This window comes from uncultured Sphingomonas sp. (assembly GCF_964021865.1).
GTDB lineage: Bacteria > Pseudomonadota > Alphaproteobacteria > Sphingomonadales > Sphingomonadaceae > Sphingomonas.
The window spans coordinates 17,783-44,173 of record NZ_CAXIAM010000020.1; the positions used below are offsets into that span (position 1 = coordinate 17,783).

Annotated in this window: 32 protein-coding genes and 2 tRNA genes; 23 read left to right on the plus strand and 11 right to left on the minus strand. The window is 66.7% G+C overall.

Going from position 1 to position 26,391, the window contains the following annotated elements:
* Positions 1 to 19 precede the first annotated feature (19 nt).
* From AADI75_RS07430 to AADI75_RS07455, 6 genes are all read left to right on the plus strand, one after another.
* Positions 20 to 934, plus strand: a complete 915-nt coding sequence (locus AADI75_RS07430) for a DUF808 domain-containing protein (RefSeq protein WP_341208403.1) — start codon at positions 20 to 22, stop codon at positions 932 to 934.
* 145 nt (positions 935 to 1,079) lie between these two features.
* Positions 1,080 to 1,868 (plus strand): uroporphyrinogen-III C-methyltransferase, encoded by a 789-nt coding sequence (gene cobA, locus AADI75_RS07435; protein ID WP_341208404.1) that lies wholly within the window; start codon positions 1,080 to 1,082, stop codon positions 1,866 to 1,868.
* Positions 1,865 to 2,161, plus strand: a complete 297-nt coding sequence (locus AADI75_RS07440; protein ID WP_341208405.1) for a DUF2849 domain-containing protein — start codon at positions 1,865 to 1,867, stop codon at positions 2,159 to 2,161. Before cobA ends, AADI75_RS07440 begins: the two co-directional genes overlap by 4 nt.
* Before the next feature lie 38 nt (positions 2,162 to 2,199).
* A complete protein-coding gene (locus tag AADI75_RS07445; RefSeq protein ID WP_341208406.1) occupies positions 2,200 to 3,831 on the plus strand; it encodes a nitrite/sulfite reductase in 1,632 nt (543 codons plus the stop codon).
* Positions 3,824 to 4,285 carry a DUF934 domain-containing protein gene (locus AADI75_RS07450; RefSeq protein WP_341208407.1) on the plus strand — a complete coding sequence of 154 codons (462 nt, stop codon included), beginning with the start codon at positions 3,824 to 3,826 and terminating at the stop codon, positions 4,283 to 4,285. The genes AADI75_RS07445 and AADI75_RS07450 overlap by 8 nt, the downstream gene beginning before the upstream one ends.
* The gene (locus AADI75_RS07455) at positions 4,278 to 5,051 is read left to right on the plus strand and encodes a phosphoadenylyl-sulfate reductase (protein WP_341208408.1); all 774 of its coding nucleotides are present in this window, start codon (positions 4,278 to 4,280) and stop codon (positions 5,049 to 5,051) included. Before AADI75_RS07450 ends, AADI75_RS07455 begins: the two co-directional genes overlap by 8 nt.
* Positions 5,052 to 5,181: 130 nt before the next feature.
* On the opposite strand, the gene AADI75_RS07460 is transcribed toward AADI75_RS07455, so the two are convergent.
* From AADI75_RS07460 to AADI75_RS07470, 3 genes are read right to left on the minus strand one after another with little or no spacing between them, the layout of a single operon-like run.
* The gene (locus AADI75_RS07460) at positions 5,182 to 5,817 is read right to left on the minus strand and encodes a trimeric intracellular cation channel family protein (protein WP_341208409.1); all 636 of its coding nucleotides are present in this window, start codon (positions 5,815 to 5,817) and stop codon (positions 5,182 to 5,184) included.
* A complete protein-coding gene (locus AADI75_RS07465) occupies positions 5,814 to 6,197 on the minus strand; it encodes a PaaI family thioesterase (protein WP_341208410.1) in 384 nt (127 codons plus the stop codon). Before AADI75_RS07465 ends, AADI75_RS07460 begins: the two co-directional genes overlap by 4 nt.
* Positions 6,194 to 6,646 carry a PaaI family thioesterase gene (locus tag AADI75_RS07470; protein ID WP_341208411.1) on the minus strand — a complete coding sequence of 151 codons (453 nt, stop codon included), beginning with the start codon at positions 6,644 to 6,646 and terminating at the stop codon, positions 6,194 to 6,196. Before AADI75_RS07470 ends, AADI75_RS07465 begins: the two co-directional genes overlap by 4 nt.
* Positions 6,647 to 7,110: 464 nt before the next feature.
* Between AADI75_RS07470 and AADI75_RS07475 the strand changes: the two genes are divergently transcribed.
* From AADI75_RS07475 to AADI75_RS07485, 3 genes are all read left to right on the plus strand, one after another.
* Positions 7,111 to 7,416, plus strand: coding sequence for a glycine zipper 2TM domain-containing protein (locus AADI75_RS07475; RefSeq protein ID WP_341208412.1), 306 nt, complete (start codon positions 7,111 to 7,113; stop codon positions 7,414 to 7,416).
* A gap of 109 nt (positions 7,417 to 7,525) precedes the next feature.
* Complete coding sequence (locus tag AADI75_RS07480) at positions 7,526 to 7,954, plus strand: OsmC family protein (protein ID WP_335310912.1); 429 nt, start codon at positions 7,526 to 7,528, stop codon at positions 7,952 to 7,954.
* A 97-nt stretch (positions 7,955 to 8,051) separates the two neighbouring features.
* The gene (locus AADI75_RS07485) at positions 8,052 to 8,621 is read left to right on the plus strand and encodes a glycine zipper 2TM domain-containing protein (RefSeq protein ID WP_341208413.1); all 570 of its coding nucleotides are present in this window, start codon (positions 8,052 to 8,054) and stop codon (positions 8,619 to 8,621) included.
* 79 nt (positions 8,622 to 8,700) lie between these two features.
* Here AADI75_RS07485 and AADI75_RS07490 read toward each other — a convergent pair whose 3' ends face one another.
* Positions 8,701 to 8,922, minus strand: a complete 222-nt coding sequence (locus AADI75_RS07490; RefSeq protein ID WP_335310910.1) for a hypothetical protein — start codon at positions 8,920 to 8,922, stop codon at positions 8,701 to 8,703.
* A gap of 92 nt (positions 8,923 to 9,014) precedes the next feature.
* Here AADI75_RS07490 and AADI75_RS07495 point away from each other — a divergent pair, with 92 nt between their 5' ends.
* The 3 genes from AADI75_RS07495 to AADI75_RS07505 are packed head-to-tail and all read left to right on the plus strand — an operon-like array spanning position 9,015 to position 10,846.
* A complete protein-coding gene (locus AADI75_RS07495; protein WP_341208414.1) occupies positions 9,015 to 9,344 on the plus strand; it encodes a multidrug efflux SMR transporter in 330 nt (109 codons plus the stop codon).
* Between the two features lie 36 nt (positions 9,345 to 9,380).
* Complete coding sequence (gene crcB, locus AADI75_RS07500) at positions 9,381 to 9,761, plus strand: fluoride efflux transporter CrcB (RefSeq protein ID WP_341208415.1); 381 nt, start codon at positions 9,381 to 9,383, stop codon at positions 9,759 to 9,761.
* Positions 9,758 to 10,846, plus strand: coding sequence for an RluA family pseudouridine synthase (locus tag AADI75_RS07505; protein ID WP_341208416.1), 1,089 nt, complete (start codon positions 9,758 to 9,760; stop codon positions 10,844 to 10,846). The genes crcB and AADI75_RS07505 overlap by 4 nt, the downstream gene beginning before the upstream one ends.
* A gap of 69 nt (positions 10,847 to 10,915) precedes the next feature.
* On the opposite strand, the gene AADI75_RS07510 is transcribed toward AADI75_RS07505, so the two are convergent.
* Positions 10,916 to 11,629 carry an NAD-dependent deacylase gene (locus tag AADI75_RS07510; RefSeq protein ID WP_341208417.1) on the minus strand — a complete coding sequence of 238 codons (714 nt, stop codon included), beginning with the start codon at positions 11,627 to 11,629 and terminating at the stop codon, positions 10,916 to 10,918.
* A 54-nt stretch (positions 11,630 to 11,683) separates the two neighbouring features.
* Here AADI75_RS07510 and AADI75_RS07515 point away from each other — a divergent pair, with 54 nt between their 5' ends.
* Positions 11,684 to 12,463 carry a TSUP family transporter gene (locus AADI75_RS07515; RefSeq protein WP_341208418.1) on the plus strand — a complete coding sequence of 260 codons (780 nt, stop codon included), beginning with the start codon at positions 11,684 to 11,686 and terminating at the stop codon, positions 12,461 to 12,463.
* Between the two features lie 4 nt (positions 12,464 to 12,467).
* Here AADI75_RS07515 and AADI75_RS07520 read toward each other — a convergent pair whose 3' ends face one another.
* The gene (locus tag AADI75_RS07520) at positions 12,468 to 13,043 is read right to left on the minus strand and encodes a L,D-transpeptidase family protein (RefSeq protein WP_341208419.1); all 576 of its coding nucleotides are present in this window, start codon (positions 13,041 to 13,043) and stop codon (positions 12,468 to 12,470) included.
* A gap of 212 nt (positions 13,044 to 13,255) precedes the next feature.
* Here AADI75_RS07520 and AADI75_RS07525 point away from each other — a divergent pair, with 212 nt between their 5' ends.
* The gene (locus AADI75_RS07525) at positions 13,256 to 13,996 is read left to right on the plus strand and encodes a murein L,D-transpeptidase catalytic domain family protein (RefSeq protein ID WP_341208420.1); all 741 of its coding nucleotides are present in this window, start codon (positions 13,256 to 13,258) and stop codon (positions 13,994 to 13,996) included.
* 158 nt (positions 13,997 to 14,154) lie between these two features.
* Here the strand turns inward: AADI75_RS07525 and AADI75_RS07530 are convergent, their stop codons facing one another.
* Positions 14,155 to 14,457, minus strand: coding sequence for a chorismate mutase (locus tag AADI75_RS07530; RefSeq protein ID WP_341208421.1), 303 nt, complete (start codon positions 14,455 to 14,457; stop codon positions 14,155 to 14,157).
* A 221-nt stretch (positions 14,458 to 14,678) separates the two neighbouring features.
* On the opposite strand from AADI75_RS07530, the gene rpsD reads away from it, so the two are divergent.
* Positions 14,679 to 15,293, plus strand: coding sequence for a 30S ribosomal protein S4 (rpsD, locus tag AADI75_RS07535; RefSeq protein WP_341208422.1), 615 nt, complete (start codon positions 14,679 to 14,681; stop codon positions 15,291 to 15,293).
* A 114-nt stretch (positions 15,294 to 15,407) separates the two neighbouring features.
* Here rpsD and AADI75_RS07540 read toward each other — a convergent pair whose 3' ends face one another.
* Positions 15,408 to 16,574, minus strand: coding sequence for a carbohydrate porin (locus AADI75_RS07540; RefSeq protein ID WP_341208423.1), 1,167 nt, complete (start codon positions 16,572 to 16,574; stop codon positions 15,408 to 15,410).
* A 292-nt stretch (positions 16,575 to 16,866) separates the two neighbouring features.
* On the opposite strand from AADI75_RS07540, the gene AADI75_RS07545 reads away from it, so the two are divergent.
* Entirely contained in the window at positions 16,867 to 18,657 is a 1,791-nt protein-coding gene (locus tag AADI75_RS07545; RefSeq protein WP_341208424.1) for a methyl-accepting chemotaxis protein, read from the plus strand.
* A gap of 184 nt (positions 18,658 to 18,841) precedes the next feature.
* Here AADI75_RS07545 and AADI75_RS07550 read toward each other — a convergent pair.
* Positions 18,842 to 18,917, minus strand: a tRNA-Ala gene (locus tag AADI75_RS07550).
* A gap of 86 nt (positions 18,918 to 19,003) precedes the next feature.
* Positions 19,004 to 19,327 (minus strand): TIGR02300 family protein, encoded by a 324-nt coding sequence (locus AADI75_RS07555; protein WP_341208442.1) that lies wholly within the window; start codon positions 19,325 to 19,327, stop codon positions 19,004 to 19,006.
* Positions 19,328 to 19,426: 99 nt separating this feature from the next.
* Between AADI75_RS07555 and aroA the strand changes: the two genes are divergently transcribed.
* Both aroA and AADI75_RS07565 read left to right on the plus strand, forming a co-directional pair.
* Positions 19,427 to 20,764 (plus strand): 3-phosphoshikimate 1-carboxyvinyltransferase, encoded by a 1,338-nt coding sequence (gene aroA / locus AADI75_RS07560; protein WP_341208425.1) that lies wholly within the window; start codon positions 19,427 to 19,429, stop codon positions 20,762 to 20,764.
* On the plus strand, positions 20,761 to 21,384 hold the full coding sequence (locus AADI75_RS07565; RefSeq protein ID WP_341208426.1) for a d(CMP) kinase: 624 nt from the start codon (positions 20,761 to 20,763) through the stop codon (positions 21,382 to 21,384). Before aroA ends, AADI75_RS07565 begins: the two co-directional genes overlap by 4 nt.
* A 265-nt stretch (positions 21,385 to 21,649) precedes the next feature.
* Here the strand turns inward: AADI75_RS07565 and AADI75_RS07570 are convergent, their stop codons facing one another.
* Complete coding sequence (locus AADI75_RS07570) at positions 21,650 to 21,955, minus strand: type II toxin-antitoxin system ParD family antitoxin (protein WP_341208427.1); 306 nt, start codon at positions 21,953 to 21,955, stop codon at positions 21,650 to 21,652.
* 232 nt (positions 21,956 to 22,187) lie between these two features.
* On the opposite strand from AADI75_RS07570, the gene rpsA reads away from it, so the two are divergent.
* From rpsA to AADI75_RS07595, 5 genes are all read left to right on the plus strand, one after another.
* Positions 22,188 to 23,894, plus strand: a complete 1,707-nt coding sequence (gene rpsA / locus AADI75_RS07575) for a 30S ribosomal protein S1 (protein ID WP_341208428.1) — start codon at positions 22,188 to 22,190, stop codon at positions 23,892 to 23,894.
* Positions 23,895 to 24,071: 177 nt separating this feature from the next.
* Complete coding sequence (gene ihfB, locus AADI75_RS07580) at positions 24,072 to 24,353, plus strand: integration host factor subunit beta (RefSeq protein ID WP_341208429.1); 282 nt, start codon at positions 24,072 to 24,074, stop codon at positions 24,351 to 24,353.
* 61 nt (positions 24,354 to 24,414) lie between these two features.
* Positions 24,415 to 24,498, plus strand: a tRNA-Leu gene (locus AADI75_RS07585).
* Positions 24,499 to 24,581: 83 nt separating this feature from the next.
* Positions 24,582 to 25,955, plus strand: a complete 1,374-nt coding sequence (locus tag AADI75_RS07590) for an ABC transporter substrate-binding protein (protein ID WP_341208430.1) — start codon at positions 24,582 to 24,584, stop codon at positions 25,953 to 25,955.
* A gap of 5 nt (positions 25,956 to 25,960) precedes the next feature.
* Positions 25,961 to 26,383, plus strand: a complete 423-nt coding sequence (locus tag AADI75_RS07595; protein WP_341208431.1) for a DUF4112 domain-containing protein — start codon at positions 25,961 to 25,963, stop codon at positions 26,381 to 26,383.
* The last annotated feature ends 8 nt before the right edge of the window (positions 26,384 to 26,391 follow it).

The window sequence follows — 26,391 nt, forward strand, 5'->3', positions numbered from 1 at the left end:
GAATAAGGATCGAGAAACAATGGCAAGCGGACTGGTCGCGCTGCTCGACGACATCGCCGGACTGACCCGGCTGGCCGCGGCGTCGCTCGACGACGTCGGCGCGGCCGCCGCCAAGGCCGGCACGAAGGCGGCGGGTGTGGTGATCGACGATACCGCGGTCACCCCGCGCTATGTCGTTGGCCTGTCGCCGAAGCGCGAGCTGCCGATCATCGGCAAGATCGCGCTCGGCTCGATCCGCAACAAGCTGCTGTTCTTGCTGCCGGCCGCGTTGATCCTGAGCGCGATCGCGCCCTGGGCGCTCGCGCCGTTGCTGATGCTGGGCGGCGCGTTCCTGTGCTTCGAGGGCGCGGAAAAGGTGATCGAGGCGGTGTCCGGCGGGCATGGCGCGGACGAAGAAGCGGTGTTGACCGACCCCGTCGCGCTGGAAAAGCAGAAGGTGTCGGGCGCGATCCGTACCGACTTCATCCTGTCGGCGGAGATCATGGTGATCGCGCTGCGCGAGGTGTCCGACCAGCCGCTGCTGACGCAGGCAGTGACGCTGGCGCTCGTCGCGGTCCTGATCACCGCGGGCGTGTACGGCGTCGTGGCGCTGATCGTGAAGGCGGACGACGTCGGCCTGTATCTGGCGCGGCGACCGTCCGCGGCGGCGCAGGCGATCGGGCGCGGGCTGGTGAAGGGCGTACCGGTGCTGATACAGGTGCTGACCGTGGTTGGCACTGCAGCAATGCTGTGGGTCGGCGGCGATTTGCTGATCCACAATGCCGCCGACGTCGGCGTCCCGGCTCCCGCCGAGTTCGTCCACCATCTCGCCGAAGGCGCCGGCGGCGGGGCGCTCGGCTGGCTGGTCAGCGCGGGGATCGCGGGGGTGGTCGGACTGGTCGTCGGCGGCGTGATCGCGCTGGTGATGCATAAGGTTCATGCGGCGAGGCATTAAAGCGCCAGTTCGTCAGGCCCGCGCAGGCGGGAATGACAAAGGGGCTTGGCTCGCCCGGCACAATCACCACAAAACCAATCCTACGCCACCGCCAAGCATCGCTCGATTGCACCGTCTGCTCCCCTGCCCCATGTGCGATGCCATCATGGCGACGCTTCTTGATCCCGACGCGCGCGGCCGCGTCATCCTCGTGGGGGCCGGCCCCGGCGACCCCGGCCTGCTCACGGTCCGTGCAGTAGAGGCACTGCGCTGCGCCGATGTGGTTGTCCACGACGGGCTGATCGACCCACGCGTCCTCGAGCTCGCCCCGGCCTCGGCGCATCGCATCTCGGTCGCCAAGCGCCGCGCGCGCCACACTCTGCCGCAGGAGGCGATCAACGCCCTGATCGTCGCGCATGTGATGGCCGGCAGCGTGGTCGTCCGGCTGAAGGGCGGCGATCCGTTCATCTTCGGGCGCGGCGGCGAAGAGGTCGAGGCGGTGCGCGCCGCCGGGCTGGCGGTCGAGGTGATCCCGGGCGTGTCGGCCGCGCTCGGCTGCGCCGCCGAGGCGATGCTGCCGCTGACGCATCGCGACCACAGCTCGGCGGTCACCTTCGTCGCCGGCCAGTGCAAGGGGCTGACCGATCAGGACTGGTCGGGGCTCGCCGGGCAGGGCCGCACCTTGGTGATCTACATGGGCGTCGCGACCGCCGAGGCGATCGCCGACAAATTGATGGCCGATGGCGTCGCGCCCGACATGCCGGTCGCGGTGCTCGAAAAGGGCACGCTGCCCGGCCATCGCGCGCTTCGCACGTTGCTTGCCGATCTGGGGGCGATGGTCACGCGCGAGCGGGTGGCGAGCCCGGCGATCATCGTCGTCGGCGAAGTGGTGGAATTGTCCGACGCCGAGAACCGGCTGGCGGGCTATGCGAAGGTGGCGGAGACGATGGCATGAGGCTGGTGACCGGCAACGATCTGGCGAGCGGCGACGTGGTCTGGTGGACCGGCCGCGACTGGTCGCGCCACATCGCCGATGCCGTCGACGCCGGCGAGCGCGCCGAGGCGATCGCGCGTGAGGAAGAAGCCGCGCTGCGCGTCAACGTCCCCTATGTGATCGAGGCGAGCGAAACCCCCGACGGTCCGCGCCCCGCGCATATCAAGGACCGGATCCGCGCGCTCGGCCCGACGGTCCGCCTCGACCTGACGCGCAAGCCCGCCGATGCCGACGTCGGCAGCTGGGTGATCTGAACCCTCCCCGCCGCCGCGCGGGGATCGAGGAAGAAACGATGTACAAGTACGACGAATATGATCAGTCGATCGTCGACGCCCGCGTCGAGGAATTCCGCGATCAATGCCGACGGCGGCTGTCGGGCGAGCTGAGCGAGGATCAGTTCAAGCCGCTGCGGCTGATGAACGGGCTCTATCTCCAGCTCCACGCCTATATGCTGCGCGTTGCTGTGCCGTACGGGACGCTCAACAGCGGGCAGATGCGGATGCTGGCGCATGTCGCGCGCAAGTACGACCGTGGCTACGGCCATTTCACCACCCGTCAGAACATCCAGTATAATTGGATCAAGCTGGAGGACGCCGCCGACATTCTGGCCGAGCTGGCGACGGTCGAGATGCACGCGATCCAGACCAGCGGCAATTGCATCCGCAACATCAGCTCGGACCAGTTCGCGGGCGCTGCCGCCGACGAAGTCACCGATCCGCGCCCGTTCGCGGAATTGCTGCGCCAGTGGAGCACCTTCCACCCAGAATTCACGTACCTGCCACGCAAGTTCAAGATCGCAGTGATCGCGGCCGACGAGGACCGCGCGGCGATGCGGCTCCATGATATCGGGCTGCAATTGCTCGAGCGTGACGGCGTGCTGGGGGCAAAGGTGTTCGTCGGCGGCGGGATGGGCCGTACCCCCATGATCGCGCCGGAGATCAAGGAGTTCATCCCCGCCGATCAACTCATGAGCTATCTGGAAGCGTGCCTGCGCGTCTACAATCGCTACGGCCGGCGCGACAATATCTACAAGGCGCGGATCAAGATCCTGATCCACGAACTCGGCGCGGATCGATATCGCGCCGAAGTGGAGGAGGAGTTCGCGCAGGTCCGCCAGCTCGGCATCGATCCGCCCGCCGCCGAACTGGCGCGGATCAGCGCGATGTTCGCCGCGCCTGCGTTCGCGGCCGATGATGGCGTGATTGCGGATCGCAGCGATCCGGACTTCGCAGTGTGGCTCGACCAGAACGTGCGCCCCCATAAGCAGCCCGGTCATGCGATCGTCACCATCTCGCTCAAGCCGATCGGCGGCATCCCCGGCGACGCTACCGCCGAGCAGATCGATGTCATGGCCGATCTCGCCGAGCGCTACAGCTTCGACGAGTTGCGCGTGACCCATGCGCAGAACATCGTCCTGCCGCACGTCCGCATCGCCGATTTGAAGGCGGTGTGGGAAGCGTTGACCGAGGCCGGACTGGCAGACGCGAACCTCGACCTGATCAGCGACATCATCGCCTGCCCGGGGCTCGATTATTGCGCACTCGCCAACGCGCGCTCGATCCCGCTGGCGCAGAAAATCGGGCAGCGCTTCGCCGATCTCGGCCGCCAGCGCGATCTGGGCGAGCTGAAGCTGAAGATCAGCGGCTGCATCAACGCCTGTGGCCACCATCACGCCGGGCACATCGGCATTCTCGGCGTCGACCGGAAGGGCACCGAGAATTACCAGCTCCTGCTCGGCGGCTCGGGCGCGGAGGACGTGTCGCTCGGCAAGATCACCGGCCCCGGCTTCGACGAGGACGGCGTGGTCGATGCGATCGAGCGCGTTACCGACACCTATGTCCGCATCCGCGAAACCGGCGAGCGGTTCGTCGACACCTATCGCCGCGTCGGCATGCAGCCGTTCAAGGAGGCAATTTATGGTTGATGCGTTCGAGGTCGACCTGATCGACGACCGCGCGCATTTGCGCTTCCGCGACGGTGCCACGCATGAAGAGCCGGCGGTGACGCTTGACGCCTTCCTCGCCGGACAGTCGAATGCGACGGCGGTGCGGATCGAGCCCGGCGACGATGCGCGCGCGCTAATCCCGCATCTCGGCCGGATCGCGCTGGTCGAGGTATCGTTCCCGACCTTTCGCGACGGGCGCGGCTATTCGGTCGCGCGGATCCTGCGTGAGGCGGGCTATACCGGCGAGCTGCGCGCCGAGGGCGACGTGCTGGTCGACCAGATCCCGCTGATGCGCCGCTGCGGCTTCGACGCCTTTGCGCCGCATGCCGCCGTCGATCCGGTCGTGCTTAAACGCTCGCTGGAGCGCTACGATCACGTGTACCAGAAGGCTGCCGACGCGACCGTCCCGGTGTGGAAATTGCGTCATGGGTGAGCCCGCCCACGATCTTCCCCTGCACGATCTCGACGTCATCGATGTCCGTCCCGCCTTCACGGCCGCCGATGCCGCGGCCATGCAGGAGCGGTTCGAGGGCGTTCCCGCGCCCGACATGCTGCGCGAGTTGCTAACCGGCGAACTGGCGGGCCGGATCGCCGCAGTATCGTCGTTCGGTGCCGAATCGGCGGTGCTCCTGCACATGATCGCGGCGGTCGACCGCGACGTGCCGGTGATCTTCACCAACACGCAGAAGATGTTCGGCGAGACCCTGGCCTATCGCGACGAACTGTCCGAGCGGCTCGGGCTGACCGACCTGCGCGTGTTCCGACCGGATCCACGGCTGCTGCGGCTGAAGGACGAGAAGGGGCTGCGCTGGTCCTACGATCCCGACGGCTGCTGCGAGCTGCGCAAGGTCGAGCCGCTGCGCCGTGCGCTGCTGCCGTTCCCGTCGTGGATATCGGGGCGCAAGGGCTTCCAGGCGAAGACCCGCAAGGCACTGCCGAGATTCGAGGAGGATGAAGGCCGGTTGAAGATCAATCCGCTCGCCGACTGGTCGAAAGACATGCTCGACGGCTATTTCGCCGAACACGATCTACCGCGTCATCCGCTGGAGGCGCAGGGCTATTTGTCGATCGGCTGCGCGCCGTGCACGTCGAAGGTCCGCCCGGGCGAAGACCCGCGCGCCGGGCGCTGGCGCGGGTGGGACAAGGTCGAGTGCGGCATCCACGTCGCGGAAAAGCCGGGCGAAGAACCGGCGTTCTGAGCGCCTGATTGTTCCGACTACGTTGCGTCGCCTGCGCAGGCCGGGGGCCATCGCTTTTCGCACCTTGTGACAGATGGTGCATCAGTACGGTAAAGATATGGGCACCTGCCTACGCAGGCACGACACGTGTCTACCCCTCCCCATAGGCCGGCAACGCCAGCTTGAAGCGGATCGCCGCAGCGCGCAATGCGAACCCGGCGACCGCCGCGATTACTGCCGCATGCCACGGCACCATCCCCAGCTCGCGCAGCCCCACGTAGCAGCCCGCCGCCAGCGCCGCGGCAGTCACGTACAATTCGGGGCGCATCAGGATCGACGGCTCGCCCGCCAGCACGTCGCGGATGATCCCGCCGACGCACCCGGTCACCACCCCCATCAGCGCCGCCGGCAGCGGCGGCACGCCATAACTCAGCGCCTTGGCCGCGCCGTAAACCGCATAGGCCGCCAGTCCGACGGCATCGAACCAGTCCAGCGCCGCTCCGCGCCACCAGCGCTCGGGCGTGATCCAGATCACCCCGGCCATCAACAGGCACACCGCCGCCACCCGCGAGTCATGGACCCAGAACACCGGCGCGCCGATCAAAAGGTCGCGCACCGTCCCGCCGCCTACCCCGGTAATCAGCGCGAAAAACGCCAGCGTCACGGGCGTCTGCGCGCGCCGCGCCGCTGCCAGCGCACCCGATGCGGCGAAGACCGCCAGTCCCGCCACGTCCAGCCACGGCGCGAATGCCGGCAGGAGCACGACCGGATCGATCGGCGGCGTCATCCGCCGGCGCGCTCGATCAGATAGTTCATCCGCGCGCTCGCGATCGGCCGCGCGCGATCGTCCTGCCATGCGACCGCGGTGACGGTGGCGACGCGCGAACCGAGCCGCGTGATCTCGCCCGCCGCGCGCGTCACGTGGTCGCGCCCGCCGCGCACGAAATCGACCGTTCCGTTAATCGGCTTGATCCGCGTCGTCTCGCCGGCCAGCGCGTGCCGCAGCGCCGCCACCGACGCGACCTCCAGCAATCCGGCGATCGCTCCGCCCTGCAGAAAGCCGGGCCGCCCGACCACATGCCGACCGAACGGCATCACGATCTCGGGCAGGTCGTCGACCAGCTCCAGCGTCACGCCGAGCAACCGGGCGTAAGGCGGCAGGCTCATGACCCGACCCGCGGATAATGGCCGGCGGTCGCCATGAACGTGGCCGCGACATGCGCGACCGGGTCGTCCGGGTCGCCATCATGCGCGATCCCGCGCGTGAACGCGATCGAGCGCGTGATGCGCAGACACTCGCCGCGCCCGATCACGATCCGATGCGGGCGCGCCGGGCGCAGATAGTCGATGCGCAGGTCGAGCGTGGCATGCGCGACGAAGCCGCGGACGCGGTGCCACACCGCCAGGCTGGTCGCGATGTCCATGAGCGCAATGATCGGACCGGACGCGATCACCCCGCTCTCCTCGTCACCGACCAGATCGGCGTGCCACGGCTGCGCGACCTCGACCCAATCATCGCCATGCGCGTGATAGCGCTGGCCAAGCCGCCCGCCGTGCCCGGCCACCGCGGGCGTTTCCAGCAGATAGCGCGTGATCGTGGTCGGGTCCCAATCCATCGCTCGCCCTCTACACGCCCGCTGCGGGTGCGCAATGTCACATCCCTTCAACTAAGCGCCAGCGTCGAAATACCGACTTTCATCCACCGAGTTTCACGCTACGCCGGTCGACACACCGCCAGGCGCAATGAGCTGCTCCCGCGCGACTCTGCGCTTCTCGACATGCTGGCGCAGCATTGCAACCGGGCCGTCGCCCGACCGCAGCGTCATCAGGCACTGTTTGGTTTGCGTTCCGATCCAGGCGCCAACGTGCTGACATTGCAACTTTTACGGCTGCGTGCTGCGCTGGAACGGGAGGTTCGAACACCGATGTTGCTTACCGCTAGAGGACGCGGCTATCGCCGTGTCCGGGACTGGCCGTCAGTTGTCCCGGGATGAATGCGATGTTGTTACAGGTTCATGCAACTGCGCTAAAAGAGGGACGTTTCGGTTGCATCACGATTGAATGAACGGGCGAATGTTACATGCGTAAGCTCATGCTCGCTTTCGGCGCCGCGGCGATGGTCGCCCCTACCCTGATGGCCACGACGGTCGATGCCGATGCGCAGCGCCGCTACAAGTATCGCGAATGGCGCGGAAACGATGGCCGCCTGCGCTGCCGCAAGCCCGACGGCACCACCGGGCTGGTGGTCGGCGCGGTCGCGGGTGGCTTGCTGGGCCGCACGATCGACACGCGCGGCGACCGGACGCTGGGTACCGTGCTGGGCGGCGTCGGCGGTGCGCTGGCGGGTCGCGAAATCGAGCGTAGCGGCAAGCGCCAGTGCCGCTGATGATCCGAAAATAGCACAGTCGGTGCGCCTTTATGCGCCGATGGACGTTTGTGGGGCGCGATCCGGGACACGGATCGCGCCCATTTTCGTGTGACAAGGAGAGCAGGACATGCCCACCCGCAGCGGATCGGCGCGCTACGAAGGTTTCGGCAAGGACGGCAACGGCTGGACCTCGACCCAGTCGGGCGTGCTGAAGGACACGCGCTATGGCTTCGGATCGCGGTTCGAGGACGGGCCGGGCACCAACCCGGAGGAACTGATCGCCGCGGCACACGCCAGCTGCTTCACGATGGCGCTCAGCTTTGCACTGGCCGGCGCCGGCTATAACGACGGCACGCTGGAAACCAACGCGCGCGTCACCGTCGACAAGGATGGCGACGGCTTCACGATCACCTCGTCGAAGCTCGACCTGAAGGCGAAGGTGCCCGGCATCGAGCAGGAAGAGTTCGCCCGGATCGCCGAAGAGGCCAAGGCGAACTGCCCGGTGTCGAAGTTGCTGAACACCGAGATCAGCCTGACGCACCAGCTGGAGCAATAATGTCCTGAAAGTGAACGCCAAGTAGTCCTGGGTTCACGCAACCGCCGCACTCCGCCGTCGTTCAGACCCAACTCTGATCAAGCGAAAGAGAGATGTGATGCGTATCATCATGGCGGCAGTGCTCGGGGCTACTGCGCTGACGTCGCTGTCGGTCACCCCGGCAGCGGCGCAACGCCCGCGCGAAGCAAACCGGGAATATCGCGAGGACGTCCGCGACGCGCGGCAGGAATATCGCGAAGACCTGCGCGATGCGGACTCGCGTCGCGAGGTGCGCGATGCTCGCCGCGAATATCGCGACAACGTCCGCGATGCGCGTCGCGATCGCAACGACCGGCTGCGCGACTGGCGCCAGTCAGGGCGCTACGATTACAACCGGCTCGAGCCCGGCCAGCGCCGCTATTACGCCGATCGCTACTATCGCGACGGGCGTTATTATCGGCAGCGCGCGCTGACGCGCAACGACCGTATCTACCGCGGCAACGACGGGCGCTACTATTGCCGCCGCAACGACGGCACGACCGGGCTGATCGTCGGTGGTCTGGCCGGGGGCGCGCTCGGCAATATCATCGCTGGCGGTGGGTCTCGACTGCTCGGCACGCTGATCGGCGCGGGCGGCGGCGCGTTGCTCGGTCAGCAGGTCGATCGCGGGCAGGTGGTCTGCCGCTAAGCGAGGGCGCCCGGCTGCGTGCCGGGCGCTCCGCCTGAAACCGTCATTGCTTCGCTACGCTTGCAGTGACGGGCGGCAATCAGATCAGCCCACCACCCAGCATCAGGCGAAGCCCGAAGATCAGGATCAGCACGAGGTTCAGATTTCGCCCGCTATTGTGCGACGACAGCGCACCGATCGCCGCGCCGACCACTGCGATCGGGATCACGAACCAATAGCCCCAGGCGAGAAACGGCAGGAACGGCACGATCCCGAGCAGGAGCGCGACCAGGCCGATGGCGATCGAAATCAGGTTCAGCATGGCGCGAACATGGCCCCTCACCCGGTGTCCTGCAAGAGCAAGACACGCATAGCGGCTCGCCAAGCCCTACGTAACCCGCGACAAGGCCGCACATGGCCTATCTTCTCCTGCTGGTCGCGATCATCGCCGAAGTCACCGCCACGTCGGCGCTGAAAGAGTCGGACGGGTTCACGCGGCCGTTACCGACGCTGGTGACGGTCGTCGGGTACGGTATCGCCTTCTATTTTCTGTCGTTGACGCTACGGACGCTGCCGACCGGCATCGCTTATGCGATCTGGTCCGGGGTCGGGATCATCCTCGTCACCACGGTGGCGTGGCTGTGGCATGGACAGCAACTCGACACCGCGGCGCTCGTCGGAATGGCACTGATCGTCACCGGGGTGCTGGTGATGAACCTGTTCTCGACCAGCGCACACGGCTGATTTCCCTTGCGCGCCGAAACACGATAGGGCGCGGCGATGAACTCCCTGTTTCTTGTCATGGCGGGCGGCGCGATCGGCTCCGGCGCACGCTTTCTGACCGGACGCGCGATGACGCACGCGCTCGGTTCCGGTTGGCCGTGGGGCACGCTGACCGTCAATATCGTCGGCGGGCTGCTGATGGGCCTGCTCGTCGGCGTGCTGGCGCGCAACGCCAGCGCGAGTGGTGAGACGTGGCGGCTGTTGCTCGGCATCGGCGTACTCGGCGGCTTCACCACCTTTTCCTCGTTCGCGCTCGACGTTGTCGGCATGATCGAGCGTGGCGCGCTGGCAACCGCGCTTTCCTACGTCCTGCTATCGGTGGCCGGTGCGATCGTCGCGCTGTTCGCCGGACTTGCCATCGCACGGGTGCCGGCATGAACGACGCCGTCCGCCAGTTCACCGTCGGCTATGACGACGACGGCATCCGCGTCGACCGCTGGTTCAAGCGGCATCTGCCCGACACCAGCTTTACGACCGTCGCCAAATGGGCGCGCACCGGCCAGTTGCGTGTCGATGGCGCGCGCGTCGGCCCGGGCGACCGTATCCAGGCCGGGCAAGTGCTGCGCGTTCCGCCGCCCGAGCCCGAGCGTGCCGAGGAACGCCCGAAGCGCGAGCGTCCGCCGCTCAGCGAGGACGAGGCGGCGTTCGCGCGCGAGCTGGTGATCCACAAGGACGCTGCCGCTTTGGTGCTCAACAAGCCGCCGGGCCTCGCGACGCAGGGCGGCACCAAGACCGTCCAGCATGTCGACGGGCTGCTCGACGCACTGCAATATGAGGCGGAGGGTCGGCCGAAGCTGGTCCATCGACTCGACAAGGATACGTCGGGCGCGCTGCTGGTGGCGCGCAGCGCACGCGCTGCCGCGGCGTTCGCAAAGAGCTTTTCGAGCCGCACCGCCAAGAAGATCTATTGGGCCCTGGTGGTCGACGTCCCGTCGATCGACGACGGGATGATCGAGCTGCCGATCGCCAAGCAACCCGGCACCGGCGGCGAGAAGATGCACGTCGACGAGGAGAACGGTCAGCCGGCGCGGACCCGCTATCGCGTGATCGAGCGCGCCGGCAATCGCGCCTGCTGGGTCGAGTTGCAGCCGTTCACCGGGCGCACGCACCAATTGCGCGTCCATATGGCCGCGATCGGGCATCCGATCGTCGGAGACGGCAAATATGGTGGCCCGGCGGCATTTTTGACCGGCAATATCAGCCGCAAGATGCATCTCCATGCGCGCCGCATCCGCGTCGATCACCCCGATGGCGGCGAGATCGACGTCACCGCAGAGCTGCCCACGCACTTCAGCGAGAGCCTCGCGAGCCTCGGCTTCGAAGTGATGGCGGGGGACATGATGCCGCTCGACGTCAAGCTGCCGCCGACCCGTGAGGAAAAAAAGGCGCGCGCGCGGGCACATGCGAAAACGGTTCGCAAGGAACGCCGCGGCGAGCGGCGCGGACGCGGCGCATCGAAATAGTTACGTCGTCAAAGACTTGATCCGAGTTCCCGCTTTCCGCCGAGCGCCGGCGAGAAGCAGTGTGCCGGATCAAGTCCGGGAAGACGCCAGGTCGGCTGACAGCATTTCATCGACCCACGCCGGCACCAGCGTGCCCGCCGGCCCGAGCCGCGTGTCATCGAACCACGCACTGCCCTCCGAAGGATCGAGGTTCAGCTCCAGCGTCGCCGCACCGTATCGCCGGGCCAGCTGGACGAAGCCCGCCGCCGGATAGACCGCGCCCGACGTTCCGATCGACACGAACAGATCGGCGCGCGACAAAGCGTCGTCGATCCGCTCCATCTCGTACGGCATTTCGCCGAAGAACACGATGTCGGGGCGCAGCGCTGCGGCCCCGCACGCCGGACAGACGGTGCCCGGCGGCAGCGCGTCGCTCCAAGAGAAGCGCGCTCCACACGCCGCGCAGAGCGCCGAGCGCAATTCGCCATGCATATGCAGCATTCGCTGCGCCCCTGCGCGCTCGTGCAGGTCATCGACATTTTGCGTGACGATCAACAGCTCCCCTCTCCACTCACGATCGAGCCGCGCCAGCGCCTCATGCGCACGATTGGGTATGACTTTGGACAGCGCCGCGCGCCGCAGATCGTAGAAGCGGTGGACCAGCGCCGGATCGCGCGCGAGCGCCGCGGGCGTGCACACATCCTCGACCCGGTGCCCTTCCCACAGCCCGCCTGGGCCGCGGAAGGTGGCGATACCGCTTTCGGCGGAGATGCCTGCGCCGGTGAGAATGACGATGTTCCGCATGAGCCTGGTCTAGCGGGCTGGCGATGCGCGGCAAAGCCGCATAGGTCGGCGGCGATGCACCTCGCCCCCGATATCTTCGCTTTCCTCGTCCTCGTCGCGTTCGTCGCCGGAACGATCGATGCGCTGGCCGGCGGCGGCGGGTTGCTGACGATTCCGGCGCTGCTCGCCGCGGGCGTCCCGCCGGTTTCTGCGTTGGCGACCAACAAGTTGCAGAGTGCGGTCGGCACCGGGTCGGCGTTTCTCACCTTCTGGCGCGCCGGCCATGTCGATCTGCGCCGCTTCGCCCTGCCCGCAACAGGTGCGTTCGGGGGCTCGGTCGCGGGTGCGGTGGCGGTACAGCATGTCGATCCACGCTTTCTGGCCGCGTTCGTGCCGGTGCTGCTGATCGCGATGGCGCTGTATTTCCTGCTCGCACCACCGATGAGCGAGTCCGATCGTCATGCGCGGCTGGGACGCACCGGGCTGACCGGGGTGACCACAATGCTGGGATTTTACGACGGCTTTTTCGGGCCCGGGACCGGATCGTTCCTGACGACCGCGCTGGTTGCGCTGGGCGGGCTCGGGCTGGTGCGCGCGATCGCCAATACCAAGTTCCTCAATCTGGCGACGAACATCGCCGCGCTGGCCGCAATGATCGCGGGCGGGAAGGTGCTGTGGCTACTTGGCGGCGCGATGGCCGCGGCGAACGTCGCGGGCAATCAGTGCGGCGCGTGGGCGGCGCTGCGCTTCGGCGGCAAGGGCGTGCGGCTGCTGCTGGTCGTCATGTCCATCGCGCTGACGATCAAATTGCTGTCGGACCCGGCCAATCCTTTATGGACGTGGCTGCGGCGGTGACCGCCTAGCGGCTGGCATATTCGTTGGCACGGGCGGTGTCCTCTGCGTCGCCGCTCGGCAGGAACGCCCCGGCGACATAGGCTTCGTCGGTGACCTCGACCGTGGCGCCGAGCTGCGTCACGGTGAACAACTTCTTCGCGAAGGCGGTCGGCAGTCGAATGCAGCCGTGCGAGGCGGGAAAGCCGGGATTGCGCCCGGCATGCAGGGCAACGCCGTCCCACGTCAGCCGCTGCATGAACGGCATCGGCGCATCGTCGTACAGGTTCGAGCGATGCTGCGCCTTCTTCTGCAGGATCGTGAAAGTGCCGGTCGGGGTCGGCCGATCGTCGGCGCCGGTCGACACCGACGAGGCGGCGACGAGTTGCTGCCCGCGGAACACATAGGCGCGCTGGTCGGGGATCGAGATCAGCACGCTGACCCGCCCCGGCCCATCCGCCGCCGCGGTCCAGACGAAGCGATTGGGCGGCAGGGTCGCCGCCGCCTCGGTGATCGCCAGCGCCTCCGCCCCATCGGCATGCGCCGACGTGGCAGCGCCGGTCGTCAGCAGTGCAGCGAGAAGAAATGGAGCGATTCGGCGCATGGCGATGGCTTTCAGACTTTCATTGTGGCAGCCGGCCGATCCGGCACCCGTCGATCAATCAACGCAGCGAAACCGTTTCGGTGCCGGGCGACGAAGCGTTCGACATCTGCGGCAAATGCACCTCTGCGCGGTACAAACAGCGGTTAACGTTGACGATAATTAACTCGTTCCATGCTACATCGCTGGGACTGGGTTGGGGATTTACGTTACTCATGATGCAGTCGCAGGATACGGTCGCGTCGCGCCGTGCTTTGCTGAAGACCGGCGGATTGTTCGTCGGCGCCTTGATGATCCCGGGGGCGGTCTCGGCCGGCATGCGCGACCGCGCACGTCGCGGCACGCCTGAATCGCTGATCCCGGACGATTTCTTCCACCCATCGGCCACGCCGGTCACGCAGCCTGCGGTGGCGACCGCCACGGTGCCGCCGGCGATCGATGCACCGGGGGTCAACCCGCGACTGCTCAAGCGGGCGCTGGCGGCGCTTGAGCAGCATGGCAGCCGCATCGCCAAGCGCGACCGGATCGCGGTGGCGGATTTCTCGACGGGGTCGAGCGCGCCGCGCTTCCACCTGATTAATCTGGAGGACGGGCGCACCGTGTCGAAGCTGGTCGCGCATGGCAGCGGCTCCGACCCGGCGCACACCGGCTATCTGCAGCGTTTCTCGAACGCCAACGGCTCCAATGCGTCGTGCGAAGGCGCGTTCGCGACCGCCGATTATTATGTCGGCAAGCACGGGCGCTCGCAGCGGCTGCTCGGGCTGGACGCGACCAACAACAATGCGCTGGACCGCGCGATCGTCGTCCATGCGGCGTGGTACGCCAACCCGGACATGATCCGCGAGCGCGGGATGCTTGGGCGTAGTCAGGGTTGCTTCGCAGTTGGCGAGAACGAGTTGACCGAAGTGTTCGAACGGCTCGGGCCGGGGCGGATGATCTACGCCGCGAAGGTTTGAGCCAATCGTCGTCGTAAGGTCGTGATGGCGCGAGCGTTTTTCGCCATTGCGCGTGCGGCAAGGCAATTTAGCGCCTGATCAGGACGCCCTGGATTGCTTCGCTACGCTCGCAATGACGGACGATCATCAAGACCAAGGGCATCGCGCCCTCATTCTGCTCACCGCGCGTCGAACGCCGCGAGTTCGTATGCGATCGATGCCTCGACCAGCGTCTCCCACATCGCCGCGATCGCATCGCCGGGCAGGCGCAGCCGCTCGGCCTCGTCGCGCGCCTGCGCGATCACCTGCGCCTTGCGCGCTTCGTCGCGCACCGCGCCGCGCTCGGGCTTGATGCGGGCGGCGGCGTCCATATAGTCGAACCGCCGCCGCAACAGCGCCACCAGTTCGCGGTCGAGCGCGTCGACGCCGGCGCGGACCTCGCTCATCGTGGTGCAATGCTGGCCGGGCAGGATCTCGCTCATGCCCGCTGCTTGGCGACCGGCGCGGCGTCTGTCCAGCTTGACTTGCGCGCCCTGCCCGGCTAGGCGCGCCGCTTCGCAATCGCCCCCGCATCCCGGTGAAGCGGCGGGCCTGCACCTTGATTCGGGGTGTGGCGCGAGACCGGGAACAACCCTGCCCTCCCCGAACGAGGTTCGGATCAGGAAGGCGGAAAACGTCGTTCGCCTATTGCAAAGGTAATTACATGTCGAAGCGCCATAGCGCCAAGTACAAGCTCGACCGTCGTCTCGGCGAGAACATCTGGGGCCGTCCGAAGAGCCCGGTCAACAAGCGCGAGTATGGCCCCGGCCAGCACGGTCAGCGTCGCAAGGGCAAGGTGTCGGACTTCGGCATCCAGCTGCGCGCCAAGCAGAAGCTCAAGGGCTATTATGGCGACGTGACCGAGAAGCAGTTCCGTCACGCCTATGAGGAAGCGTCGCGCATGAAGGGCGACACCTCGCAGAACCTGATCGGCCTGCTGGAGCGTCGCCTCGACGCGATCGTCTACCGCGCGAAGTTCGCCCCGACCATCTGGGCGGCGCGTCAGCTCGTCAGCCACGGCCACATCCGCGTCAACGGCGTGAAGTGCAACGTCGCGTCGCGTCGCTGCGCGGTCAACGACGAGATCTCGCTGGGCAGCAAGGCGCAGGAAATGGCGCTGGTCATGGAAGCGCAGAACCTCGCCGAGCGCGAAGTCCCCGATTATGTCGCGCAGGACGGCAACACCAAGGTGACGCTGGTCCGCGTGCCCACGCTGGACGAAGTGCCCTATCCGGTGAAGATGGAGCCGAACCTGGTCGTCGAGTTCTACTCGCGCTGATCGGACTTGGCCGGTGGCAGCGATGCCACCGGCGAGCGGATACGAAAAAGGGCGGTCCCGCGCGGGGCCGCCCTTTTTCGTATCCGGCAACAGCCGGCTGCTCGTTTTCGCCGTTTACGGGTGGTTCGACCAACCGATCGTCAACCGCACGCCCAGCACCAGCGCGTTTCGGATCGTCGGGTCGGCGGACGGATGGATGACATACTGGACGTCCGGCTGGATCGACACGCCCTTGACGATCTCGTCGCTATAGGTCGCCTCGATGATCGTTTCGGCGTCGCGCAGCGGCGGCAGATCGGCGGGATTGCTCAGCCTATAGTTGCGCGACAGCACCCCGCTACCCGCGCCGATGGAGAAGGCGCTCGCCGGGCGGCTCTTGAGCGGGCGCTTGAGCAGCAGCCCGCCCTGCCAACCGCCGCGGAACGGTGTGGTCGTACCATCCGACACGCCAAGGCGCAGGAAGCCGACCAGATAGCGGCTTGCGTCCTCGTCCTTTCCCGCCAGCCCTTGCTCGGCGAGCAGGTACAGTCCTTGCGAGTAATGATGGTCTTCGGTGGGTGTCAGCCCGGGCGGGATGATCGTCGGCTGCTTGCGCGTATAATGCCAAGCGCCGATCGCCAGCTTGCCGCGGCCCGTCCATCCCGCCTCGCCGATCAGCAGCGCCCCATCGTGTCCCGACAGATCGATGCCGTGTTCGTCGCACAGCGTGCCGGCCCGCGCGTTGATGATCGCAACCGAGGCATAGGTACGGTCGGTCGCGGCCTTCAGGCGCAGCGCCAGCGCGGTCGAGGGAAATATCGCCGGGCCGTTCGTGCCCGTCGCCGCCAGTTCCGATCCGACGCCGAACATCGGCGAGATCAGCAGGCCGGCGGCATCGTTCTGATAGAACTCGCTGTTGACGTCATACAGGCCGGCGCGCAGCGTGACATGCGCGCCGAACCCCTTTTCGATCCACGCCTCGTACAGTTTGAATCGCGCCTTCGCGACTTCGATGTTGTCGATGCCCTGGATCGACCCCGACAGATCGTTTGGCCGCCCCCCTAAGTTGTTGAGCAGCGATACGTGCGCGACGGTCTGCTTCCAGCCCGCCGCCTTCTCGAGATCCGCCTCGCCGACCACATCCAGATTGTCGAGGTAACGCGCGCCTCGTGCCACCCCGCCTGACGCGACGCCCGTGACGTCGGCCTTGAAGGTGATGTCGAGCGAGAAGGCATTATCGGTGGCGACAGCCTCCTGGGCCAGCGCGGGCTGTCCGAAAAGGCAGCCGGCCAGTGCCAGCACGGCAAGCGCGATGCGTATCCGATTCGGTGTCACGAGCGATCGACCCATGATGTTGACGATCAATCATCATGTACCGTGTGATCGTGCAGCCTCCGTTCAGCGACGTGGTAAACCCGCAATACACCCGCATGTGCTTCAGCCATCAGCAAATGTTTGGCAGCGCAGCATAATCCTTCAACTTCGCGCCTGCTTGCCAAACATCTGTTCCGCTAACCCGATATTATGATGTGCGAGGTTATTACGTCGGCACGTTCACCGCGCGGGGGTTAAGGTGCAGTCGATTAATCGAATGATGACGATCACGATCGCCGCAATCGCCTTGCTGGTCGTTTTGTCGTGCGCCGCCAGCGTCTGGTCGAATGCTCGTCAGGCCGACGCGCGCAACGATGCCAGCGCCGCCTCCGCATTGCTGCGCAACCACATGACGGCCGATATGATGCACGATGCGGTGCGCGGCGACATCTTGTCGATCCTGCGCGCAACCAGTGTCGGCGATTTGAGCGTCGCCGAGAATCGCACGTCGCTGAACGATGACATCGCGCTGCTGCGCAAGACGATCCGGATCGACGCCGCGGCCCCCCAGGTCGCGGCGCAAACGCAACAGATTCAGGCGCAGGTCGACACCTATATCGCCACCGCACAGCAGATCGCGACCGCCGCGGCGAACGACCCGGCGCGCGCGTCCGCGCTGCTGCCGACGTTCCTGGCCGCGTTCGAGAAACTCGAAGGCGGGATGAGCCACCTGTCCGACGCGATCGAGTTGCACGTCCGCACCGTCAACGCCCGCGCCGACGAGGCCGCTGCGATCGCCCGCATCCTGCTGGCGATCACCACGATCACGACCCTGGCGGTCGTCATCGCCGCGGGCATCCTGATGCGACGCTTCCTCATCGCGCCGTTGCTGGCGCTGGTCGATGTGCTCAAGCGCATGACGTCGGGTCAAATGGACGCGGCGATCCCGGCGACCGGGCGCCGCGATGAACTGGGGCAACTGGCGCAGGCGACCGCGGCCTTGCGCGACCAGCTGACCGCGGCGGAACGGGCCAAGGAGGCGCAGACGACGCTGATCGTCGACGGGCTGGGCGCGGCGCTCACCCGGCTGGCGGAGGGTGATCTGGTGGCGCGCGTCGAGGCGGATCTCACCGGGCCGTTCGCGCGCATCAAGCACGATTTCAACAATGCCGTCGCGGCGCTGCAAGCGACGTTGGCGCATGTCGTGCGATCGGCGAGCAGCATCAACAACGGCGCTAGCGACATCCGTCAGGCATCCGACGACCTGTCGCAACGCACCGAGCAGCAAGCGGCGTCGCTCGAGGAAACCGCCGCGGCGATGGACGAGATCACCAGCACGGTGCGCACCACCGCCGCACGTGCCGACCGCGCGAACGCCGCGGTTGCCAGCGCCAGCGACGAGGCACGCCGCTCGGGTGTGGTCGTACGCAATGCCGTGGAGGCGATGGGCGGGATCGAGCGGACCTCGGCGGAGATTTCGGAGATCATCTCGGTCATCGACGGTATTGCCTTTCAAACCAACCTGCTGGCGCTCAACGCCGGCGTCGAGGCGGCGCGAGCGGGCGACGCCGGCAAGGGCTTTGCGGTGGTGGCGTCCGAGGTGCGGGCGCTGGCGCAACGCTCGGCCGATGCGGCGAAGGACGTGAAGATGCGCATCACCGCCTCCGGCGATCAGGTGCAGGAGGGCGTGCGGCTGGTCGGCGAAACCGGCACGGCACTCACGCGGATCATCGAACGGATCGCGGAGATCGACTCGCTGGTCGCCGACATCGCCGCTTCCGCCGAACAACAGGCAACCGGCCTGCAGCAGGTGAATACCGCGGTCGCGGAGATGGACGGCGTGACGCAGCAGAACGCCGCGATGGTCGAGCAGTCGACCGCCGCCGCGCGCAGCCTCGCCTCCGATGCCGATGAAATGGCGCGTCAGATCGCCCGCTTCCGGATCGGCACCGCCGACACGCCGGTCAGGGCCGCTCCGGCTCCGGTCGGGATCACGCGCCGCCGCATGGCGCCGCAAACGGCCGGCAACGCCGCACTGGCGGTGCAGGATAACGACTGGGCCGCATTCTGACGCCAACGTGATCGCCTAACGCGGGCGTCGCGCTGCGATGCAGGGTCAGACCAGAATACGCTGAATTGCATCGCGCGTGGGCGGAAAGGCGCACCGCGATAGCACTACGGAAACAGCCAGCTGCTTGCGCGCATATACCAGGTTTTTGTGATGTGAGCGGCTACGGCGCCGTTCGGGACGGAGATGGTGGAGCCGAGGGGGATCGAACCCCTGACCTTCGCAATGCCATTGCGACGCTCTCCCAGCTGAGCTACGGCCCCATTCCGCTGTGGAGGCAGCCCAGTAGCGGGGCCGCCGGGGCTCGGCAAGCACTTTTTTCAAGCGCCTGCCGAACCCCGTCAGACGATCAGTGCTCGTCTTCCTCGCTGGACGTTTCCACGCCCAGATCGTCGTCGCCACCCAGATCGACTTCATCGTCGGGCGAGGGTTCTTCGTCCTCACCGGTGATGTCCAGATCTTCGTCGTCACCGCCCGCCAGATCGCTGTCGGCTTCCTTGTTCTCGGGCTTGTTCTGCTCGAAGGGCAGAGGCTGCTTCGACTTCAGGATGGGTTCGGGCTCCCACTGCGTCCCGCAATTGATGCAGGTGACGGGGTCGTCCTTTTCGAGGTCGTAGAAACGCGTCGCGCATTTCGGGCACGTACGCTTCGTGCCCCATTCCGGCTGGATCATGCCGTGAAAAGCCTTTCGGATGGGTGGATCAAACAGGTCGCCCTGTGAAGTGGCGCGTGCCTTGCCATAGCGCAAGGCGGCTGGCAAGGCGCGGCGCGCATGGCGCATTCCTCCTCCCCCACTCCGTTCACCGTTCCCTCGCCCGCGCGGCTGACGGGACGGATCCGCGTTCCCGGCGACAAGTCGATCAGCCACCGTTCGCTGATGCTGTCCGCGCTGGCGGTCGGCGAAAGCCGCGTCGAGGGGCTGCTGGAAGGCGAGGATGTGCTCGCCACCGCCGCGGCGATGCGCGCGATGGGCGCGTCGATCGAGCGCGGTGACGATGCGATCTGGCGGATCCACGGCGTCGGAGTCGGCGGGCTGCTGCAGCCGACAAAGGCACTGGAGATGGGCAATTCCGGCACCTCCACGCGGCTGCTGATGGGGCTGGTCGCGAGCCACCCGATCACCGCGACCTTTACCGGCGACGCCTCGCTGTCGTCGCGCCCGATGGCGCGGGTCACGGTGCCGCTGGCGCAGATGGGCGCATCGATCGAGGCGTCGCCGGGGACCAGGCTGCCGCTGATGGTGCGCGGCGCCTGTCCGGCGGTGCCAATCGAATATGAGCTGCCAGTCGCCTCGGCACAGGTGAAGTCGGCGGTGCTGCTCGCCGCGCTCAACACGCCGGGCATCACGCGCGTGATCGAGCCGGTGCCGACGCGCGATCACAGCGAGCGAATGCTTGCCGGGTTCGGCGCGCACCTGACCGTCGAACAGGGCCCGCGCGGACGCGTGATCTCGCTGACCGGCGAGGCGGAGCTGAAGCCGCAGTCGATCGTCGTGCCGGGAGATCCCTCGTCCGCCGCCTTCTGGATGGTCGCCGCGTCGATCGTGCCGGGCAGCGACGTGGTGATCGAGAATGTCGGGCTCAACCCGACCCGCGCCGGGCTGCTGACCGCGCTGCGCATGATGGGCGCGGACATCACCGAATGCGATCCGCGCGTGGTGGGTGGCGAGCCGGTCGCCGACCTGCGCGTCCGTCATGCGGCGCTCGCCGGGATCGTCGTTCCGCACGATCTGGCGCCGGCGATGATCGACGAATATCCGGCGCTGTTCGTCGCGGCCGCCTTCGCCGAAGGCGCGACGGTGGCGCGCGGCGCAGAGGAACTGCGCGTCAAAGAAAGCGACCGGATCGCGGCGATGCGCGCCGCGCTGTCGGCCAACGGCGTCGCCACCGACGAGCATGAGGACGGGTTGACCGTGTATGGCTCGGGCGGCGAGAAGATTGCGGGCGGCGGCACCGTCGCGACCCAGCTCGATCACCGGATCGCGATGAGCATGACGGTCGCCGGGCTGCACGCACGCGATGCGGTGACGATCGACGACGTCGCGCCGGTCGCGACCAGTTACCCGGCCTTTTATCAGCAGCTCGCGCACCTGTCGGGGGCCGGCGCATGATCATCGCGGTCGACGGCCCGGCAGCATCCGGCAAGGGCACGATCGCGCGCGCGATTGCGCGTCACTACGGCATCCCGCATCTCGACACCGGTTTGCTCTATCGTGCGGTGGCGACGCAGGTAACGCGGCTCGATCTCGATCCTGCGATCGAGGCGGATGCGGTGGCGGCCTGCGACTTCGACGATCACCTGCTGGCGGACCCGATCCTGCGCGACGATGCCACCGGGCAGGTGGCGTCGATCGTGTCGGCCCATCCACTGGTGCGCGCGGCGCTGCTGCAGCGGCAGCGGCGCTTCGCGCACCAGCCCGGCGGCGCGGTGCTGGATGGCCGCGACATCGGCACGGTGATCGCGCCCGATGCCGATGCGAAGCTGTTCGTGCGCGCAACTCCGACGATCCGCGCGCGACGCCGCCACGACGAACTTCATAAGCGCGGCAGCGCGATCAGCTACGATCAGGTGCTGGCCGACATCCGGACGCGCGACGACCGCGACAGTTCGCGCTCCACCGCGCCGCTGGTGGCCGCCGAGGACGCGATGGAGCTGGACACCAGCTTTCTGTCGATCGACGCAGCGGTGTCGCGCGCGATCGCGCTGGTGGATTCGCGGGTGCAAGGCTGATCAGGCGTTATGCTGCCAGTCCTCTCGGGCGTGGCGAATGCGAGGAACCTCGATGCCTTCATCACGAACGTCGTAGACGATCAGATGCGCGCGATAGGGGTACGCTCTGACCGGTGGCTCGAGTCCATGCCGCAATCGAGCGGCGTGCGGAAATTGGCTCGGAAATTCTACCGTTCACCAGAATCCGGCAGCATAATTGTCCGCCTGTTCGGCACCATATCGCTCCACCCCGCTGAGATAAATCGCCTGGAAATCGAGTGATGCCCTACGCCTTACCCTGAACCGAGACAGAGCCCGCCTCCATCGCCTTGGCGCGCACGTCGGCCATAATCTCATCGACCGACCGTGAATCAATCCCACTCGCCCGCGCCTCATCCACCAAGCGCTGCAGGTTCGCGATCTTCTCCGCGCGCACCTGTTCGCGGCGGATCAGGTCGCGGACGACGTCGCTGGAATTGCTGTAGCGACCGGTCGCCGCTTGCTGCTCGACCCACTCCTTCATGGCATCGGGGAGGGAGATGTTCATCGTAGCCATGACGCGAAAATGCGGCTCATTGGCAAAGATTGTCAACCTTGCTTGTCGGTCGCTTTTCGGCTAGGGCGCGCGGGTCCGGCGGGCTGTGGCTCGCGGAGGCGCGGCGCGATGGCTTGCCCTTCGCGCCTTTTCGCACATCCGCGAATAGCCCCCGCCGCTCCCCAGGTCGAACGGATGTCGCGCGCGGCACGGGGCCGGTGCGACAGTGATGGCCAAGACCGGCGGACCCAACCGCCTGGCCGGAAAACGACATAGGACAGTTTCTTTTATGGCCTCAGTGGCAACTCCCTCGCGTGACGAATTCGCGGCGATGCTCGATGACATGTTCGGCGGTGCCGACAGCTTCGAGGGCCGCGTGGTGCTGGGCACCGTTACCGCCATCGAGAACGACCTGGTCGTCATCGACGTCGGCCTGAAGAGCGAAGGCCGCGTGCCGCTGCGCGAATTCGCGCCCGCGCCGGGCCAGAAGGCCGACCTGAAGGTCGGTGACGAAGTCGAGGTCTACGTCGACCGCGTCGAGAACATGCACGGCGAAGCGATGCTGTCGCGCGATCGTGCGCGCCGCGAAGCCGCCTGGGACAAGCTGGAGCTGGAATTCGCCAAGACCGCGCGCGTCGAGGGCGTGATCTTCGGCCGCGTGAAGGGCGGCTTCACCGTCGACCTGAACGGCGCGGTGGCGTTCCTGCCGGGTTCGCAGGTCGACATTCGCCCGGTGCGCGACGTCACCCCGCTGATGGACATTCCGCAGCCGTTCCAGATCCTGAAGATGGACCGCAAGCGCGGCAATATCGTCGTCAGCCGCCGCGCGGTGCTGGAAGAAACCCGCGCCGAGCAGCGTTCGGGCCTGATCCAGTCGCTGCATGAAGGCCAGATCATCGACGGCGTCGTCAAGAACATCACCGACTACGGTGCGTTCGTCGACCTGGGCGGCATCGACGGCCTGCTGCACGTCACCGACCTGAGCTACAAGCGCGTCGGCCACCCGAGCGAGATGATCAACATCGGCGACACCGTGAAGGTGCAGATCATCCGCATCAACAAGGACACGCAGCGCATCTCGCTGGGCATGAAGCAGCTCGAGAGCGATCCGTGGGATGGCGCGGCGGCAAAGTATCCGGTCGGTGCGAAGCTGTCGGGCCGCGTCACGAACATCACCGAATATGGTGCGTTCGTCGAGCTGGAGCCGGGCATCGAAGGCCTGGTCCACGTGTCCGAAATGTCCTGGACCAAGAAGAACGTCCATCCGGGCAAGATCGTCTCGACCTCGCAGGAAGTCGATGTCGTGGTCTTGGAAGTCGATCAGGAAAAGCGCCGCATCAGCCTCGGCCTCAAGCAGGCTCAGGCCAATCCGTGGGAAGCGTTCGCCGCTGCCCATCCGATCGGCTCGACCGTCGAGGGCGAAGTCAAGAACGCGACCGAGTTCGGCCTGTTCATCGGCCTCGACAACGACGTCGACGGCATGGTCCATATGTCCGACATCGCCTGGGGCGTGTCGGGTGAGGACGCGCTGAACCTGCACCGCAAGGGTGAGATGGTTCAGGCCGTGGTGCTCGACATCGATCCGGAGAAGGAGCGCATCTCCCTCGGCATGAAGCAGCTTGAGCGCGGCGGTCCGGTCGCGGCGGGCGCGGGCGATCGCCTGGGCAAGAACCAGGTGGTCACCGTCACTGTCCTCGAAGTCCGCGACGCAGGCCTGGAAGTCCAGGCGGGCGACGATGGGGCGACCGGCTTCATCAAGCGCACCGATCTCGGCCGCGATCGCGACGAGCAGCGTCCGGAGCGCTTCCAGGTCGGGCAGAAGTTCGATGCGATGGTGACCGGCTTTGACCGTTCCAAGAAGCCGACGTTCTCGGTCAAGGCGATGCAGATCGCCGAAGAGAAGCAGGCGGTGGCGCAGTACGGCTCGTCCGACTCGGGTGCATCGCTCGGCGACATCCTGGGCGAGGCGCTCAAGGCGCGCGACACCAAGAAGTAAGCGAACGTGCCTTACGGCATGGAAGGGGATCGGCCGCTGGCCGGTCCCCTTTTCATTTGCCGGACATTTGGGTGACCCACTTTGCGCAATCGCTTCCAGATCGGTGCTACCGAGGGTGCAAACTTACCTGTATCAGACCGCGGTGAACATAATCCTAGCCCTAAGGAAACGCGGACGATGATTAGGTCGGAGTTGGTGCAGGCATTGTTGAAAGACAATCCCGGCCTGTCCCAGCGTGATGTCGAGGCAATAGTTTCGACCTTCTTCGATGAAATCACCGAGCGGCTGGCTGCGAATGGTCGCGTCGAATTGCGTGGTTTCGGCGCGTTCTCTACACGCGCTCGTGATGCACGCGTTGGTCGTAATCCGCGCACTGGCGAGATGGTCGAGGTCGACGCGAAGCGTGTGCCGTTCTTCAAGCCCGGCAAGGAAATGCGCGTTCGCCTCAATGTCTCCTGACATCCAGGTTGGCGCAACGGCTTGACGCGGCGCCCCGCAACCGCTTCGTGGCCGATGATGCGCGGGCGTGGCGGAATCGGTAGACGCTGGGGACTTAAAATCCTCTGCCATTGGCGTGCGGGTTCGAGTCCCGCCGCCCGCACCAGCATCGTTCGTCTGGGTGTGGTCTGCCTTCTGGCGCTCGCGGCGACATCGTGCGGACGCCGCGCCGACGTCGGCGCCGTCGTGGTGAGCGTGATCGGCGCCGAACCGAAGCTCGCCGACAGCAATCGCCGCGCGCTACAGATTGGTGACCGCTTGCTCACCGACTCGCTCGCCGAGGGTCTGGTCCGCTTCGATGCGGTCGGACAAATCGAAGCCGGGGTGGCCGAGCGCTGGATCGTCATCGACGACGGACGCAGCTACATCTTTCGCCTGCGCAATGCCGAATGGGCCGATGGCACGCCCGTGCGCGCGCGCGATGTCGTTCCGCTGCTCCGCCGACAGATCGCGCGTGCCGCCGACAATCGCATCGCGCCCTATCTGACCGCGGTCGCGTCGATCGTCGAGATGACGCCGGAAGTGATCGAGATCGAGCTGGCACGGCCCCGTCCCGATCTGCTCAAATTGTTCGCGCAGCCGGAGATGGCATTGGTACGGTCCGGCAAAGCCGGCGGTGCCGGGCCCTTCCGACGACGCGACGGCACACGCGACGGTATTCTGCTGACACCCGCGCTCGACCCGGATCGTGACCCCGATGAGGAGCGACCGACCCCCGAACAGAATGTCCTGCTGCGCGGCGAACATGCGGCACTCGCCATCTTACGCTTCGTCGAACGTCATTCCGACCTCGTCACCGGCGGGACGATCGACGACTGGCCGACGCTACAGGCCGCCAATCCCGCCCCCGCCAACGTGCGGATCGATCCCGCCGCCGGCCTGTTCGGGCTCGCGATCGTCCGACGCGAAGGCTTTCTGGCCGACGCTGCCAATCGCGGCGCGGTTGCGCAGGCGATCGACCGGGCGGACCTGACAGGAACCGTGTCGAGCGACTGGCCAGCGCGCGAGACGATCCTGCCCGAGCAGCTCGACTCGGGTGCGCCGCCGATGGTGCCGGTCTGGGCGACGCTGCCGCCCGAACAACGGCCCGCTGCGGCTCGTTCGCGGGTTATGGCGTGGCGCGCGGCACAAGGCAGCGGGCCGGTGCTGCGGATCGCCCTGCCCCACGGTCCGGGCGGCACGCTCCTGTGGGCGCATCTGGCGCGCGATCTTTATGCAATCGGGATCAAGCCGCTGCGTGTCACCAGCGACGATCCGGCCGCGGACCTGCGGCTGGTCGATCTGGTCGCGCCCTATGACAATGCTCGCTGGTATCTGGCCGAGGCGTGCATCGCCTGCTCACCCGAGGCACATGCCGCGATCGAGGCAGCGCGGCTGGCCGACACATTGTCGCAGCGCGCCGAGGCCGCGGCGCTTGCCGACCGGTTGCTGACGCAGGATGTGGCGTTCGTTCCTTTGTCGCGCCCGTTCCGCTGGTCGCTGGTCGCGCTACGTCTGCGGCAATGGCAACCCAATCCGCGGGCGTGGCACCCATTGAACCGCCTGCGCGCCGACACCAACTAATAGCGATGAACGCACGCCCCACCCCGCTGAATGCCGGTCTGTTCGACGCGCTTCCGGTCGGCCGTGATCCCGTAGCGGTGCGCCGCCGCGTGGAGGCCGTCGAACGGTTGCTGGAGGGGCTATATGTTATCCCGGGCATCAACCGCCGTGTCGGACTTGATTCCATCGTTGGGCTGGTGCCGGTGGTCGGCGACCTCTTCGCCGGCGCAATGGGCATGTGGCTCGTGTGGGAAGCGCGCAACCTGGGCATGGGCCGGCTGGGGCTGCTCGGGATGACGGCACGGGTCGGGTTCGACACCGCATTGGGGATGATCCCGTTTGTCGGAGATGCCGCGGATTTCTTCTACCGTTCGAACACGCGCAATCTGAAGAGAATCAAGAAGCATCTGGATCGCCACCATCCCGCGACCGTGACGCTGGATCGATAGGCGCGGCG